Origin of the sequence: Rhizobium sp. Leaf306 (assembly GCF_001423425.1) — a bacterium.
GTDB lineage: Bacteria > Pseudomonadota > Alphaproteobacteria > Rhizobiales > Rhizobiaceae > Neorhizobium > Neorhizobium soli.
Map to the genome: position 1 here is coordinate 1073198 of NZ_LMNX01000002.1, position 14871 is coordinate 1088068.

Annotated in this window: 15 protein-coding genes and 1 tRNA gene; 6 read left to right on the forward strand and 10 right to left on the reverse strand. The window is 59.5% G+C overall.

Annotated elements, in window-relative coordinates:
- Positions 1–184 precede the first annotated feature (184 nt).
- The 5 genes from ASG19_RS12965 to ASG19_RS12985 form a co-directional block, all read right to left on the reverse strand.
- A complete protein-coding gene (locus ASG19_RS12965; protein WP_062457485.1) occupies positions 185–1708 on the reverse strand; it encodes an ATP-binding protein in 1524 nt (507 codons plus the stop codon).
- Between the two features lie 112 nt (positions 1709–1820).
- A complete protein-coding gene (locus ASG19_RS12970) occupies positions 1821–2459 on the reverse strand; it encodes a LysE family translocator (protein WP_062457488.1) in 639 nt (212 codons plus the stop codon).
- Between the two features lie 61 nt (positions 2460–2520).
- The gene (gene murI, locus ASG19_RS12975) at positions 2521–3318 is read right to left on the reverse strand and encodes a glutamate racemase (RefSeq protein ID WP_062457491.1); all 798 of its coding nucleotides are present in this window, start codon (positions 3316–3318) and stop codon (positions 2521–2523) included.
- Positions 3302–4141: an RNA methyltransferase gene (locus ASG19_RS12980; RefSeq protein ID WP_062457494.1), complete on the reverse strand. Its 840-nt coding sequence runs from the start codon at positions 4139–4141 to the stop codon at positions 3302–3304. The genes murI and ASG19_RS12980 overlap by 17 nt, the downstream gene beginning before the upstream one ends.
- Before the next feature lie 81 nt (positions 4142–4222).
- Complete coding sequence (locus ASG19_RS12985; RefSeq protein ID WP_062457497.1) at positions 4223–4753, reverse strand: hypothetical protein; 531 nt, start codon at positions 4751–4753, stop codon at positions 4223–4225.
- Between the two features lie 242 nt (positions 4754–4995).
- Here ASG19_RS12985 and ASG19_RS12990 point away from each other — a divergent pair, with 242 nt between their 5' ends.
- The 3 genes from ASG19_RS12990 (at position 4996) to ASG19_RS13000 (ending at position 7297) form a co-directional block, all read left to right on the forward strand.
- Entirely contained in the window at positions 4996–6210 is a 1215-nt protein-coding gene (locus ASG19_RS12990; RefSeq protein ID WP_062457500.1) for an NADP-dependent isocitrate dehydrogenase, read from the forward strand.
- A 73-nt stretch (positions 6211–6283) separates the two neighbouring features.
- On the forward strand, positions 6284–6733 hold the full coding sequence (locus ASG19_RS12995; RefSeq protein ID WP_062457504.1) for a GNAT family N-acetyltransferase: 450 nt from the start codon (positions 6284–6286) through the stop codon (positions 6731–6733).
- 225 nt (positions 6734–6958) lie between these two features.
- Positions 6959–7297, forward strand: coding sequence for a hypothetical protein (locus tag ASG19_RS13000; RefSeq protein WP_082471898.1), 339 nt, complete (start codon positions 6959–6961; stop codon positions 7295–7297).
- A gap of 75 nt (positions 7298–7372) precedes the next feature.
- On the opposite strand, the gene ASG19_RS13005 is transcribed toward ASG19_RS13000, so the two are convergent.
- The 3 genes from ASG19_RS13005 to ASG19_RS13015 all read right to left on the reverse strand — a co-directional run bounded on the left by ASG19_RS13005 (position 7373) and on the right by ASG19_RS13015 (position 10897).
- Positions 7373–8995: an ABC-F family ATP-binding cassette domain-containing protein gene (locus ASG19_RS13005; RefSeq protein ID WP_062457506.1), complete on the reverse strand. Its 1623-nt coding sequence runs from the start codon at positions 8993–8995 to the stop codon at positions 7373–7375.
- 186 nt (positions 8996–9181) lie between these two features.
- Positions 9182–10666, reverse strand: a complete 1485-nt coding sequence (gene tig / locus ASG19_RS13010) for a trigger factor (protein ID WP_062457509.1) — start codon at positions 10664–10666, stop codon at positions 9182–9184.
- A gap of 146 nt (positions 10667–10812) precedes the next feature.
- Positions 10813–10897, reverse strand: a tRNA-Leu gene (locus ASG19_RS13015).
- Between the two features lie 394 nt (positions 10898–11291).
- On the opposite strand from ASG19_RS13015, the gene ASG19_RS23540 reads away from it, so the two are divergent.
- From ASG19_RS23540 to trmFO, 3 genes are all read left to right on the forward strand, one after another.
- On the forward strand, positions 11292–11438 hold the full coding sequence (locus ASG19_RS23540) for a DUF1127 domain-containing protein (protein WP_082471897.1): 147 nt from the start codon (positions 11292–11294) through the stop codon (positions 11436–11438).
- Positions 11439–11696: 258 nt separating this feature from the next.
- Positions 11697–11840: a DUF1127 domain-containing protein gene (locus ASG19_RS23545; protein WP_082471896.1), complete on the forward strand. Its 144-nt coding sequence runs from the start codon at positions 11697–11699 to the stop codon at positions 11838–11840.
- Positions 11841–12005: 165 nt separating this feature from the next.
- Positions 12006–13427, forward strand: a complete 1422-nt coding sequence (gene trmFO, locus ASG19_RS13020) for a methylenetetrahydrofolate--tRNA-(uracil(54)-C(5))-methyltransferase (FADH(2)-oxidizing) TrmFO (RefSeq protein WP_062457512.1) — start codon at positions 12006–12008, stop codon at positions 13425–13427.
- Positions 13428–13431: 4 nt separating this feature from the next.
- On the opposite strand, the gene ASG19_RS13025 is transcribed toward trmFO, so the two are convergent.
- Together ASG19_RS13025 and ASG19_RS13030 are read right to left on the reverse strand one after the other, a co-directional pair.
- The gene (locus tag ASG19_RS13025; protein ID WP_244476153.1) at positions 13432–13911 is read right to left on the reverse strand and encodes a hypothetical protein; all 480 of its coding nucleotides are present in this window, start codon (positions 13909–13911) and stop codon (positions 13432–13434) included.
- Positions 13912–14001: 90 nt separating this feature from the next.
- Positions 14002–14868, reverse strand: a complete 867-nt coding sequence (locus tag ASG19_RS13030) for a phytoene/squalene synthase family protein (RefSeq protein WP_062457517.1) — start codon at positions 14866–14868, stop codon at positions 14002–14004.
- Between the last annotated feature and the right edge of the window lie 3 nt (positions 14869–14871).

The following is a 14871-nucleotide window of genomic DNA, read 5'->3' on the forward strand; positions in this document are numbered from 1 at the left end:
ACCGGATGAAGGAAACACGCCCTCCTCTGAACCTCGATTTAGAGGTTCTGACAGGCTTCTCACGAAAAGCGTTCGGAGAGTGCCACGGGACATGTCGTTGAAACACCCGGTGTTGCCACCGGGCGTTGGCGGGTCTTTAGGCGGCTGTCATCAAAATGTCAACAGCAGCCGCTTCGCTGCGGGCTTATTCCGCAGCAATCTTGAGATCGCCCTCATCAGGCGCTTCGGCACTGCCGGGCGCCGTTTCCGCCTGCAGCTCCGGAAACGCGACGATGCGCTTGCCGGTGAAGTCGGAATGGACCACGACCAGCCCCTGCTCTTCAAAGTAGCCCAGCAGACGGCGTGCGCGGCGCGCGGAGTGCGTGCCGTAGGCGCGGGCAATGCGTGCATCGGACGGGCATGGTTCGCCGCCGAGTGCCGCCTTTGCCATCATCAGAAACACGCCCTGAAGATCATCCGAAACACTGTTCGACATGGACAGCACCGTCGTCCAGGCTTCGCTCGATGCCATCGCAGCATCGACGCCGGAACGGGCAATCGCCGTGCGGCGACGGAAATCGCTGAGTGACAGCGGCGGGCCCGGCAGACGACGCATGCGGGCGCGAACGAGGAAGTCCTGATAGAGAACCGCATCCGTTCGATAGGCAGATTGCGGATCATCGAGGATCTCCGCCATGACCGCCATCAGCCGATCCTCACGCTCCTCGACCGTAAGCACGGGCAGCGGCGTCCGCGGCTCGGCGGCAGCCGGCTGAAGGGAAGCAGGCGTCGAGCGCGAGAGTTCCGCCAGAATGTCCGTAGTCGGCCGTGGCGCCGGCGCCTGGCGGCGGTTCGCCGTCAAAGGCCGGGTGAATTCTTCTGGATCCGGCGTGAAGATGAGACCTTCGACATCCAGATGCGCATCCGGCAGCGGCATCAGCTTCGGGCTGGACGAACGGGCCGATGTCTCGACATTGCCGATGATGATCGGCAGAGGCCGACGCGACAGAGCCGGACCGAGCGCGACGAAGTTGCCGCGCTTCAGATCGCGGAACATTTCCGCCTGACGCCGATCCATGCCGAGCAGGTCCGCGGCGCGGGCCATGTCAATATCGAGAAAGGTGCGGCCCATGAGGAAGTTGGAGGCCTCGGCCGCGACGTTCTTGGCAAGCTTTGCCAGGCGCTGCGTGGCGATGACACCAGCAAGACCGCGCTTACGGCCGCGGCACATCAGGTTGGTCATGGCCCCGAGCGACATCTTGCGGGCATCTTCGGAGACGTCGCCCCCGACGGATGGCGCAAACATCTGGGCTTCGTCGACCACGACCAGAACCGGATACCAGTAGTCGCGATCGGCATCGAACAAGCCGTTCAAAAAGGCGGCGGCGGCGCGCATCTGCTCTTCGAGATCAAGGCCTTCGAGGGTCAGGACGCAGGACACGCGGTTCTTGCGGATACGGTTGGCAATGCCCGCGAGTTCGGCTTCGGTGCGCTCGCCATCGACCACGACATGACCGTACTTGTCGGCCAGCGTGACGAAATCACCTTCCGGATCGATCACGACCTGCTGGACCCACGGTGCGGACTGTTCCAGCAGCCGCCGCAGAAGATGCGACTTGCCCGAGCCCGAGTTGCCCTGGACGAGGAGACGCGTTGCCAGAAGCTCCTCGATATCGAGCTTGGCCGGATCACCCCCGGTCAGAGTTCCCATATCGATGCCGACCTGCAATGCCTTACCTCGTATGCCGTCTACACGCGGTCAAAGACCGCCCAAACATTCTCACTAACAGAGAAAGGGATTCGTTTCGCCGTGCAAGAGAGGAAATGCACAGGCTTTGCGGTCAGGCCGCCGCCCGCTTGAAGCCGAGCGACAGAAGCCCTGCCCCGATCATCAGCGATCCACCGGTCCGGTTGACTATTTTCTGTACCTGTGGCCGGCGGATCTGGTTGCGGGCCAGGGAGGCGAGAAGCCCGTAGAGCGTGGCGTTGATCGTCGCCAGAACCAGAAACGTCACCTCGAAAACAGCCATCTGAAAGAACAGCGGTTTTGACAGATCGAGAAACTGCGGCAGGAAGGCGACGAAGAACACGATGCCTTTCGGATTAAGCGCGGTGACCACGTAAGTGTGCAGCAGGATGCGCAACGGTCTGGCTTGCGGCAACTCCGCCTCGCCGGCTGCGACCTCTGGATCCATCACGGGTGCGCGCCACAGTTTGATGCCAAGATAGATGAGATAGGCGGCGCCCACCCATTTGAGGATCGTGAACAGCATCGCCGATGTGGCGAGCAAGGCGCCCAACCCCAGCATCGAGGCGGTCATTGCCGTGAAGTCCCCGAGTGCCACGCCAGCGACTGTCGCAGTCGCCACCTTTCGCCCGTGCGTCATCGCATAGGAGATCACGAGCAAAATCGTCGGTCCGGGAATGGCCAGAAGAATGGCGGATGCGGCGACGAAGGCCAGCCAGTTTTCAATCGACATCGTGTCTGCTCCTGATCCGATAGGCCGAGCAAGCCACCGAATTCAGCCGATGACAAGAGGGCTAGACCCGCAAACCAAACCCTTGCATCAGCCGCTGCGTGGCGAAATCCGGATTGCCTGAGGTGAACACCGCGAAGTCGAATTCGCCGGGGTGTTGTGCACCCTCCAGAAGCGGCACCTTGCGCCGGGCCTGTCGGGCGATCGCTTCCGCCGGATCGAGCCAGTCGACCGGCCAGGGTGCCAGGCGGCGGAACAGGTTCGCCATGAAGGGATAATGCGTACAGGCGAGAACGACGATATCGGTCTTGCGGCCGTCCTTCTCGACGAAGCAGGGCATGATTTCGGCTAGGACAGCGTCGTCCGACAGGGTCTCGCCGCGGATATAGGCTTCCGCCATGCGGGCGAGGTTTTCCGATCCGACAAGCCGGACGTGGCACTGGGTGGCGAAGGACTGGATCAGATCACGCGTATAGGCGCGCTTGACGGTGCCGGGCGTTGCGAGGACGGACACGAGGCCGGAGCGGGTTCGCTCGGCTGCAGGCTTGATCGCCGGCACGGTGCCGACGAATGTCATTTCGGGAAACCGTTCCCGAAGCGCCGCCCCTGCCAGCGTGAACGCTGTATTGCAGGCGATGATGGAGATTTCCGGCTGGTAGTCGTTCAGCAGGCGCTCGAACTGCGACAGGATCCGCGCCGTCAGCGCCTCCTCCTCCCATCCGCCGTATGGGAAGCCCGCGTCGTCGGCGACATAGATGAAACCGCGCTCTGGCATCAGCACGCGCGCCTCACGCAGCACAGTCAGTCCGCCGATGCCCGAATCGAACATCAGCACCGGCTTCAGGTCATTCGTCGCCGCCATTGCCTTCGGTCTCCCCGGTCACGTCGGCCTTCTTCTGCCTCGGCGTCGTTTTTCGTGGCCATTGACGAGGAAAGGCATCCAGCGATTTGATCACGCCGCGAAACACGCTGACTTCCTGCTCCGAAAAGCTCCGCCGCGAAAGGACCGCGCGCAGATTGTCGATCATCTTCGGCTTCTTCTCAGGCGGATGGAAGTAGCCTCGGGCATCGAGCGCTTCCTCGATCTGCTCGAACATGCCGAACACTTGGTCCTTCGTCGAGGGCCGCTGCTCGATCGGCTGGAAGCGGGTTTCCTCGATATCGTCCATGCCGGATTTCATCCAGTCATAGGACATCAGCAAAACCGCCTGGGCGATATTGAGCGAGGCGAAGGCCGGATTGACCGGGAAGGTGACGATCTCGTCGGCGAGCGCCACCTCTTCGTTGCTCAAACCCCAGCGTTCGCGGCCAAACAGAATGCCGGTCTTTTCACCTGCCTTGAATTTCTCACGCAATGTGGACGCCGCATAGACCGGTGACCGAACGGGCTTGAAGCCGTAGCGTTCGCGCGCCGTCGTGGCATAGACGAAGTTCAGGTCGCGGGTCGCGTCTTCCAGCGTCTCGAAGACGACGGCTCCATCGATGACGTGGTCAGCCTTCGACGCGGCAGACCTCGCCTTCTCGTTTGGCCAACCATCACGAGGACTGACGAGGCGCAGTTCCGCCAAGCCGAAATTGGCCATGGCGCGCGCCACCATGCCGATGTTTTCGCCCAGTTGCGGTTCCACCAGAATGATGGCCGGGCCCTCGGCAATGAGCTCGCGCTCGCTATTCGTACCTGACATCGCTTAATCCCAACAATTTCAGGCTGGGCAGATAGCCGCCGGATGGATGAAGAGCAAGGCTTTCAGAAGGTTTGCTTCCCTCTACTCGCCCTTGGCGATTGATTGCATCTCTTCGACGAGCGAATCGCTTTCATTCTCGACAACGCGGTGGATGTCCTTGATGACCGGCTTGCCGTCTTCCTCGATCACGTCGAAATGCACTTCCGAAACGCTGTCCTTCATTTCCGCATCATCGATGCAGGCCCACTGCTTGAACGTGACCTTCACATCCGACACGCCATTTGCCGCCGGTGCCGGCACGATGGTGACGTCCTTCAGCGGGCAGCCGTCCTGCGAACTCGTGACGACGTCGTAGCCGAACGGATCGCCGGGGGCATTGTTTTCGGTTTCGTAAGCGGGGTGCTTGGACGCTTCCGAGTAGGCAGTCTGGAACGACTTGCTAAAATTCTGCTGGATCGGCTCGGGATCGAACAGCGACTTCCAGTCACTATCTACCGTATTCCAGTTGTCTTCGGTGATCTTCATCACCGCCTTTACCGGATCGGTCACATCCGCCGCCAGAACGCCGGTGGAAATCAGGGTGAAGAGAGAAAGAAGCGGGAGTATCCGCATATCATAGATCCAGTGCTGCGATGAGTTTTGGCGGACATTACGCCGCGCCCGATGTTTGGCAATGCTCAATCTTGAGGGCCAATTTCAGGCAGTATGATGATGGCGAGCGCATGTTCCAATTTTCTAACCGAATCGCGCCATATCAGACCGCACCATCTTTGCGTTCTCTTCCCCGCGATGCTATAGCGCCCCCGTTGATCATTTTTGAGGCCTAAACGGCCCATTACGGCAAGAGGAAGTCCATGCAGAAGATCAAGGTAGCGAACCCGGTCGTCGATCTCGACGGCGACGAGATGACCCGCATCATATGGCAGCTCATCAAGGACAAGCTGATCCTTCCCTATCTCGATCTCGACATCGAATATTACGACCTTTCCGTCGAGAACCGTGATGCGACGAACGACCAGGTCACCGTCGATGCGGCTCACGCAATCAAGAAGCACGGCGTCGGCATCAAGTGCGCGACGATCACGCCGGACGAAGACCGCGTGAAGGAATTCAATCTCAAGCAGATGTGGAAGAGCCCGAACGGCACGATCCGCAACATCCTCGGCGGCGTTATCTTCCGCGAGCCGATCATCTGCCAGAACGTGCCGCGCCTCGTTCCCGGCTGGACCAAGCCGATCGTTGTCGGACGCCATGCTTTCGGCGACCAGTACAAGGCGACCGATTTCAAGTTCCCCGGCAAGGGCAAGCTGACGATCAAGTTCGTCGGTGAAGACGGCCAGGTTATCGAAAAGGACGTGTTCGACGCCCCAGGCGCCGGCGTTGCCATGGCGATGTACAACCTCGACGAATCGATCCGCGAATTCGCGCGCGCTTCGATGATGTACGGCCTGATGCGGAAGTGGCCGGTCTACCTGTCGACCAAGAACACCATCCTCAAGGCCTATGACGGCCGCTTCAAGGATATCTTTGAAGAAGTTTACCAGGCTGAATTCAAGGCGAAGTTCGCCGAAATCGGCATCACCTACGAACACCGCCTGATCGACGACATGGTCGCATCGGCTCTGAAGTGGTCCGGCGGTTACGTCTGGGCGTGCAAGAACTACGACGGCGACGTCCAGTCCGACACAGTTGCGCAGGGCTTCGGCTCGCTCGGCCTGATGACCTCGGTTCTCTTGTCGCCGGATGGCCGCACGGTCGAAGCCGAAGCTGCGCATGGCACGGTAACGCGCCACTACCGCCAGCACCAGAAGGGCCAGGAAACCTCGACGAACTCGATCGCCTCGATCTTCGCCTGGACCCGTGGCCTCGCGCACCGTGCGAAGCTGGATGACAACGCCGAACTGGCAACCTTTGCCACCACGCTCGAAACCGTCTGCGTCGACACGGTCGAACAGGGCTACATGACCAAGGATCTGGCGCTTCTGATCGGCCCGGAACAGCCTTGGCTGTCCACGACTGCCTTCCTCGACAAGATCGATGAAAACCTGAAGACGGCCATGGCTGCCTAAGCCTCATCTCTTCAGTAGAATTCGGCAAACGGCGGGGTATACTCCCCGCCGTTTCTGTTTTTTGCTCGAGGAGATGCCCGTGACGACAATCCGCCCGCTTGAGCCTGCCGACCGTGCCGCATGGGAACCCCTGTTCAGAGCCTATCTCGAGTTCTACGAGTCGGAACTGCCGAAAGAACAGTACGACATCACGTGGTCCCGCTTTCACCATGATGACGAGCCCCTGCAGGCACTTGGCGCTTTCGACGAGAACGGGCAGATGGTCGGCATCGTGCATGTCGTCTTCCACCGCTCGACCTGGTTACCTGACATGACCTGCTATCTGCAGGACCTCTACGTCGACAGCAGCCAGCGTGGACGCGGCGTGGGGGAAGCCCTGATCGAGAAGGTGGCACTGCTCGCGCGCGACCAGAATGCCGGTCGGCTCTACTGGCTGACGCAGGAAGACAACACAGCCGCGAGGCGTCTCTATGACCGTGTCGCTGTGGCGCCAGGGTTTATCCAGTATCGCAAGCCGCTTTGAGAGACGCTTCCAGCAAGGCGGCTTAAACCGGACTTTGAGCAGTATTCCTGCCGGGTTTCACAGCGATACCTCGCGTTCCGCCGATGACACCGACAATGCTGCACGGCTTAATTAGTTGCGGTTTATCAATACTCTACAATTAATGATGAACCAACATGCTAGTTGTCTGCGGTTATGGAAATGATAGATGTTCCCTACCCCAATTCTGGGTTGAGGGACACTACCGTGAGAAAGACTGTACTTATTGCGGCCGCTGCACTGGCGGCTCTTTTTGCATGCACCACTACATCCAACGCCTCGGATCTCGTCTTTACCTTGAAGAACAAGACCAGCGGCACGCTTGAGCGTTTCTATACGTCGCCCGTCGGTGTTGACGACTGGGAAGAAGATGTGTTCGGCAAGGATGTTCTCGAGCCCGGCGAGAGTATCGAGATCACCATCGCTGACGGTCGCAGGGTCTGCAAATACGATCTGCGCTTCGAGTTCACCGAGGATTCAGGCCTCGAGGACCTCGAGGACTCGCAGGACCTCTGCAAGATGGGATCCTACACGATCCACGAGTGACACCGTGCCTACATCACCACCCGGTGATGTAGGCTGCTCACTGTGACTCCTCACGATGCGTCGGTTGGTCCAGGATCAGCTTGCGAGACCCGGCGCCTCGTAACCCGTGCGTTCGACATATTCCGTGTAGCCGCCATCGAAACGATGAACGCCGTCCGCGGTCACTTCCAACACCCGGTTGGACAGCTCGGCCAGAAAATGCCGGTCATGGCTGACGAACAGCATCGTGCCGTCATAGTCGGCGAGCGCCTTGATCAGCATTTCCTTGGTATCGAGATCCAGGTGGTTGGTGGGCTCGTCCAGCACCAGGAAATTCGGCGGATCAAACAGCATGGCCGCCATGACGAGACGGGCCTTTTCTCCGCCGGACAGAACCCGGCATCTCTTCTCCACGTCATCGCCTGAAAAGCCGAAGCATCCGGCAAGGGTGCGAAGCGCGCCCTGCCCGGCCCGCGGGAACTCGGACTCCAGCCATTCGAACACGGTCTGCTCGCCATCCAGCACATCCATGGCATGCTGGGCGAAATAGCCCATCTTGACACTGGCGCCGATCGCGACGGATCCGACGTCGGGTGCCGCCGAACCTGCGATCAGCTTGAGAAGGGTCGATTTGCCAGCGCCGTTGATGCCCATGATGCACCAGCGTTCCTTGCGGCGGATCATGAAATCCAGTCCGTCATAGATCACGCGGCTGCCATAGGCCTTGTGGACACCCTTGAGGTTTGCAACATCCTCACCGGAACGCGGTGCCTGCTGGAATTCGAAGGCGACCGTCTGGCGGCGGCGCGGCGGTTCCACCCGCTCGATCTTGTCGAGCTTCTTCACACGGCTCTGCACCTGGGCTGCGTGCGACGCGCGCGCCTTGAAGCGCTCGATGAACTTGATCTCTTTGGCCAGCATCGCCTGCTGCCGCTCGAACTGGGCCAGCTGCTGCTTCTCGTTCTGCGCCCGCTGCTGTTCGTAAAAGCCGTAATCGCCGGCATAGGTGTTGAGCGATCCGGCATCGATCTCGATGATCTTGTTGACGATCCGGTTCATGAACTCACGGTCATGCGAGGTCATCAGCAAGGCGCCGTCGTAGTTCTTGAGGAACTCCTCAAGCCAGATCAGGCTTTCGAGATCCAGGTGGTTGGACGGTTCGTCCAGCAGCATGACGTCCGGGCGCATCAAGAGGATGCGGGCAAGCGCCACGCGCATCTTCCATCCGCCGGACAGTTTGCCGACGTCGCCGTCCATCATCTCTTCGCTGAAGGAGAGGCCTGCCAGAACCTCGCGAGCGCGGCTTTCCAGCCCATAGCCGTCCAGCTCCTCGTAACGCGCCTGTACCTCGCCATAGCGATCGATGATGGCATCCATCTCGTCCATCCGGTCGGGATCGACCATCGCGGCTTCGAGCGAGCGCAGTTCGGCGGCAACGCTGCTGACTGGCCCTGCCCCGTCCATCACCTCGGTGACGGCGCTGACGCCCGACATTTCTCCGACGTCCTGATTGAAATAGCCGATCGTCACATGCTTCTCGACCGTGACCTGTCCCTCATCGGGCAGTTCCTGGCCGGTGATCATCCGGAACAGAGTCGTCTTGCCCGCCCCGTTCGGGCCAACGAGACCGATCTTTTCGCCGCGGTTCAGGGCCGCAGAGGTCTCAATGTAGAGAATGCGGGAACTGTTGGACTTGCTGATATTCTCGATGCGGATCATGGCTGCCGGAAAGTGAGGACGCGTTCGGCGAGCCTTATGTCACGGGATGGGTCGGATGTCTTGGGGTTTCAGGATGCCGCCAGCCGGATGCATTCATGTTGATTTCGCAAGCAGCCGTGATGCAACACAACGCAAAAGGCCGAGCAGTTTCCTGCCCGGCCCTTCGTCAATTCGTATTTTAGAAGATTACTCGGCGCTGTCTTCAGCGGCCTTCTTCTTCGGTGCTGCCTTCTTCTTCGGAGCAGCGGCTTCTTCGCCTTCTGCAGCCTCGGAAGCTTCAGCCTTTGCCTTCTTCGGCGAGGCCTTCTTCTTGGCAGGCTTGTCGGCGTCTTCGCCTTCTTCTTCGGCGAGCAGCTCTTCCTTCGTCACGGTCTTGTCGGTGACCTTGACCTCGGACAGGAGATGGTCGACGACCTTTTCTTCAAAGATCGGGGCACGCAGCGAAGCGGAAGCGCCTGGGGTGTTGCGGAAGAAATCAAGGATTTCCTTCTGCTGGCCCGGGAACTGCTGCAGCTGTGCGTAGAGTGCGCGCTGCATTTCTTCCTCGGTTACTTCGACGCCGGCCTTTTCGCCGATTTCGGAGAGAACCAGGCCGAGACGGACGCGACGTTCGGCAAGCTTGCGATATTCTTCGCGTGCTTCTTCCTCAGTCGTTTCTTCGTCTTCAAACGTCTTGCCCGACTGCTGCAGATCGGTGTTGATCTGGCGCCAGATGTTGTCGAACTCGGCGTCAACGAGGCCCTGCGGCGCGTCGAACTTGTACATCTCGTCGAGCTGGTCGAGGATCTGACGCTTGACCTTCTGACGCGTGACGTTGCCGTACTGGCTTTCGATCTGGCCGCGGACGATTTCCTTCAGACGATCGACCGATTCGATGCCAAGCGTCGAAGCAAGTTCGTCGTTGATCTCGACGGCAGCCGGAGCAGCGATGTCCTTGACGGTGATGTCGAAGGTCGCGTCCTTGCCAGCCAGGTTCGGAGCCGGATATTCGGACGGGAAGGTCACGGTGATCTGCTTTTCGTCGCCCGACTTGACGCCGACCAGCTGGTCTTCGAAGCCCGGGATGAAGCGACCGGAACCGATGACCAGTTCTGCGTCTTCAGCAGTGCCGCCATCGAAGGCTTCGCCATCGACCTTGCCGAGGTAGTTCATGGTGACGCGATCGCCTTCAGCGGCAACGCCGTCCTTTGTCTCGAACGTGCGAGCGCTTTCGGCGATCTTGAGGATCTGCTCGTTGACTTCGTCTTCCGACACTTCAACGACTTCGCGCTCGACGGTGATACCGTCAGTCGACTTCAGCTCGATCGGCGGGATCACTTCATAGGTCAGGGTGAATTCGAAATCAGCCTGTGCATTGAGGATCTTTTCGGCTTCCGCCTCGTCTTCGGTCATCGACACCGAAGGCTGCGTTGCCGACTTCTCGCCGCGCTCGGAGAGAATCTTGGTGGGGCGTTCGCGGACGATCTCGTTGACGAGATCAGCCATGATCGACTTGCCATAGGTCTTCTTGAGGTGTGAAAGCGGCACCTTGCCCGGACGGAATCCGTTGATGCGAACCTTGTCCTTGGCATCGGCCAGACGAACGTTGAGCTCGGCTTCCATATCCTGCTTAGGGATAACGACCTTGATTTCGCGCTTCAGCCCTTCAGCGAGCGTTTCGGTAACCTGCATTTTTATACCTTCTTATCGTGGCGGCGGCGCCCATACAGCCGTTCGTGTTTTTCGTGAGCACACCACCGGAACTAAAAAGTGACCAGCCGCGGCTTTCATAAGCAGCGCGTCCTGCCGTTACCGGCGAACAGCGCGTCCAGCGATCCTGGTGCGGGTAGAGAGACTTGAACTCCCACGCCTTGCGGCACCAGAACCTAAATCTGGCGTGTCTACCAATTTCACCATACCCGCGCCCCTAGGCATCGAAACTCTAGCGGCCAGAGGCCTTCCGGAGCGCGCGTCTCTATAACACCCGTTTTCCTACACGCAAAGGAAAAATGAAGGTTTGTGACGCCTGTTTGATGATGATCAAAAGGGAGACTGCGTTCGCCTCGGGTCGAGCTGGCAAGCAGGACAGAAACGGCCCTACGCGCCTTCATTGTGGGTGTAATAGACGTAAAATTCAGCGCCTGATCAAATTATGGTCAGATACAGCTAGTTTCCGCACGATCCTTCTGCATGCAATGCAACAGATGCATAGGTGGCATACGAAATGCGCGCTTTTTCCTTCGCAGCGCAGCATTTAAAACGATTAGCAACGCAGCCGGAAGCAATTAGCCGGCATTGACCAACGAAGGAAACGACCATGAAAATCGCAAAGAAGCTGAACGACTGGCGCAAGTACCGCGAAACGGTTTCGGAACTCGGCCGCATGTCGGACCGCGAACTCTCTGACCTCGGTATTGGCCGCTCCGACATCCGTCGCGTTGCACGCACGGCAGTCGGCTTCTAAAATCTAAAGAACGACCAACGGTCTACCGTTTAAAAGCGCCTCCTTCGGGAGGCGTTTTTCGTTTGTGCATAGTGCTTCACGCAGCGAAACGGCTGCTGCTGCTTTTTCGTACGAAGCTGCAAAAAGCATCAACTCATTGCACAAACGCATGGCAGTCGCACATTTTTTGCACTGCACCTTTCGGCGCGTCTCACCTATATGAAGCTCATCGCCGGTGACGATAGATCACTGGGAAAAAGATGATTGAGGAAACACCAAATGAACCCGATCCGCATCGCTAAGAACTGGATCAGCTACCGCCGTACGATCAATGAACTCGGCAGCCTTTCCAACCAGGCGCTCAACGACATTGGTCTGACCCGCTACGACATCCGCGGCATCGCCGCTCGTTCCTTCCGTTAATCCATCCATTGTGATGGACCAGCGCGATATGATGTCGCGATGGCGATAGAACGATAGTCGCAATGATCCGAAAAGATCAAAGAGACACCCAAGGAATGATCAGAGGCACCTTTTTAGGTGCCTTTTTGATTCCGGCCGTTCGAATGCCGTGATAATGAGCCGGACATGAGCACCATATCGAATTCGTCTACCCCTGCCCCAATCCACGTCGTCGGTGGCGGCCTTGCCGGCTCCGAAGCATCCTGGCAGATCGCTGAGGCCGGCATCCCCGTCATTCTCCACGAGATGCGCGGCGTGCGCGGCACCGATGCCCACCGCACGGACGGTCTCGCCGAGCTCGTCTGCTCGAACTCTTTCCGCTCCGATGATGCGACGGCCAATGCCGTCGGCGTCATCCATGCAGAAATGAGGCTGGCCGGCTCTTTGATCATGGCCTGCGCCGACAAAAATCAGGTCCCGGCCGGCGGCGCACTTGCGGTCGACCGCGACGGTTTCTCTCATGCAGTCACGCAGGCGATCGAAAACCATCCGCTGATCACCGTTGTGCGAGAGGAAATTCACGGTCTACCGCCGGCGGAATGGGACTTGGCCGTCGTCGCGACCGGTCCTCTGACGTCGCCCGATCTCGCAAAGTCGATCCAGGCCGAGACCGGAGAGGACCAGCTCGCCTTCTTCGACGCGATCGCGCCGATCGTCCACCGCGAATCGATCGATATGGATATCTGCTGGTACCAGTCGCGCTACGACAAGGTCGGGCCCGGCGGCACAGGCAAGGATTACATCAACTGCCCGCTCGACGAAGCGCAGTACAATGCCTTTCTCGATGCACTGATTGCGGGCGATACGGTCGGCTTCAAGGAATGGGAAGGCACGCCCTATTTCGATGGCTGCCTGCCGATCGAGGTCATGGCGGAGCGTGGGCGCGAAACGCTGCGCCACGGTCCGATGAAGCCGATGGGGCTTACCAATTCACACAATCCGACCGTCAAGGCCTATGCCGTCGTCCAACTGCGGCAGGACAATGCACTTGGCACGCTCTACAATATGGTCGGGTTCCAGACCAAGCTGAAGTATGGCGCGCAGGCCGAGATCTTCCGGATGATCCCGGGGCTGCAGAACGCGGAATTCGCACGGCTCGGCGGCCTGCATCGCAACACCTATATCCAGTCACCGATGCTGCTCGATCACTCGCTGACTTTGAAGAGCCGGCCGGGCCTGCGATTCGCCGGTCAGATCACCGGCTGCGAGGGCTATGTGGAGAGTTCGGCAATCGGTCTTCTGGCTGGTCGTTTTGCGGCTGCCGAGCGCAAGGGCGAAGAAATCGTCCCGCCGCCGGCGACAACGGCCTTCGGTTCTCTGCTTGGGCATATCACCGGGGGGCATCTGGTCCACGACGAAGAGCCCGGCAAACGGTCCTTCCAGCCGATGAATGTCAATTTCGGCCTGTTCCCGGATCTTGCTCCCGGCTCGATCGTCAAACCCGAAGGCGTCAAACGCTTTCGCGGCAAGGACAAGACGATCATGAAACGGCAGTTGATGTCGGTTCGCGCGCTGAAGGACTGCCGTGAGTGGCTGGGTATCGCTTAAAGGCCTAATCGGAGCGGCCGGTGTTTGAAGCCGGCTGCGGTTCGGCCGAAAGCTGTCGATCGGCAACGCTCACGTAATTGTCGAGAAGCCAAAGCGACACTTCTGCCGCCTCGTTTTCATTCTTGAACACGAAAGTTCCGTTCTGTGTCGGGGAGTCCAGGAATTCGGCCGAAAAGCCTTTCGGTTCGGGCGTCGGCGTGACCCGCACGCGGCCGGGCCGGATTACGTGGCATGCGAAATGATTGCCACGGTTGCGCATGATGCCTGACTTATTGTCGTGCAGTCGCACGAAGATCGTGTTCGCATCGGCTGTGCTGTGCAGGCTCCTGATGGCTTCGGCAGGATAGGCGCGACCGAATTCGAGTATCGCCAGTCCCATATCGTGAAGGCTGTCCTCGTCACTGTGCTTGACCAGGCGGGTAACATAAAAGGCCAAGGCCAGCATCACGCCGATGGCGATCGACCAAACTACCAAAGGGCTCAAGACTGCTTCTCCACTGATGGCAGATGCGCACCTGCCGATAGAGGGCATTTATCCCCCAAGGCTTGCGTGAAGCGTGGCGACTGGCGATCGCTAGAAGCGTTTGAGGACGGCAGCCTTCAGCATCCGCAACTGACGACGCCATTGGGGAGACTGCATGTCTCCGTCGAGAGCATCGGCACCCCGGCGTGAAGCGCGCTTCAGAACCGGCTCGACAAGCGCTACCGGCACGAAGGCCGGCACGAGCGCGGACGGAAGAGGACCGGCACGTCGTGCCTTGTCGAGATGCTCGAGGCCAAGGCCGGCAAAGGCCTGAATTGCTGCGGAAATGCGAGGTTTGTCGCTGCCCACCAGAAAGCTGTCGCGGTCAAGGCCGGTGGCAGCTAGAAGATCGAGCGGGAGGTAAAGCTGGTTGCGGCGCCGATGGATCGGCAAAAGCAGGATGAAACCGGCGATCGCCTGCGCAACACCCGCATGGCCGGCCGCCGGCGCGGACCTTGCGGCATCTTCGGGCGAAAGGATGAGGCTTGCAAGCTGGATCAAAGCCGAGGCGGTTTCGCCAGCATAGCCTTCCAGCGCGTTGCGGTCAGTGAGCGGATCGTCGTAGAGATCGAAGATTCGCGCTTCCGTCATGGCGACAAGCGTTTGACGCGGCAGCCGATAGGTTTCGATCGCATCCTGCAGTCCTGCAGCGATCGGATTGCCGCCCGTGTCTCCCAGCCCGTCTGCCTGACTTCCACCCTCAAGGGAATCCCGCCACCATTGCAGGCGGATCTCTCCCGGAAGCGGCTCGCGGACCATGTCCCGGACGCGCGCAATTTCGGCGTTGAAGGCGTAGAGCGCGGCCAATGCCGGGCGCTTGTCTTCCGGAGACAGGAGGCATGCGAGATAGCGATCGCGGTCCGTGTCTCGCAGCGTCGCGAGACAGAGTTCGCCATTCGTTGAACGATCGTCACTCATGGG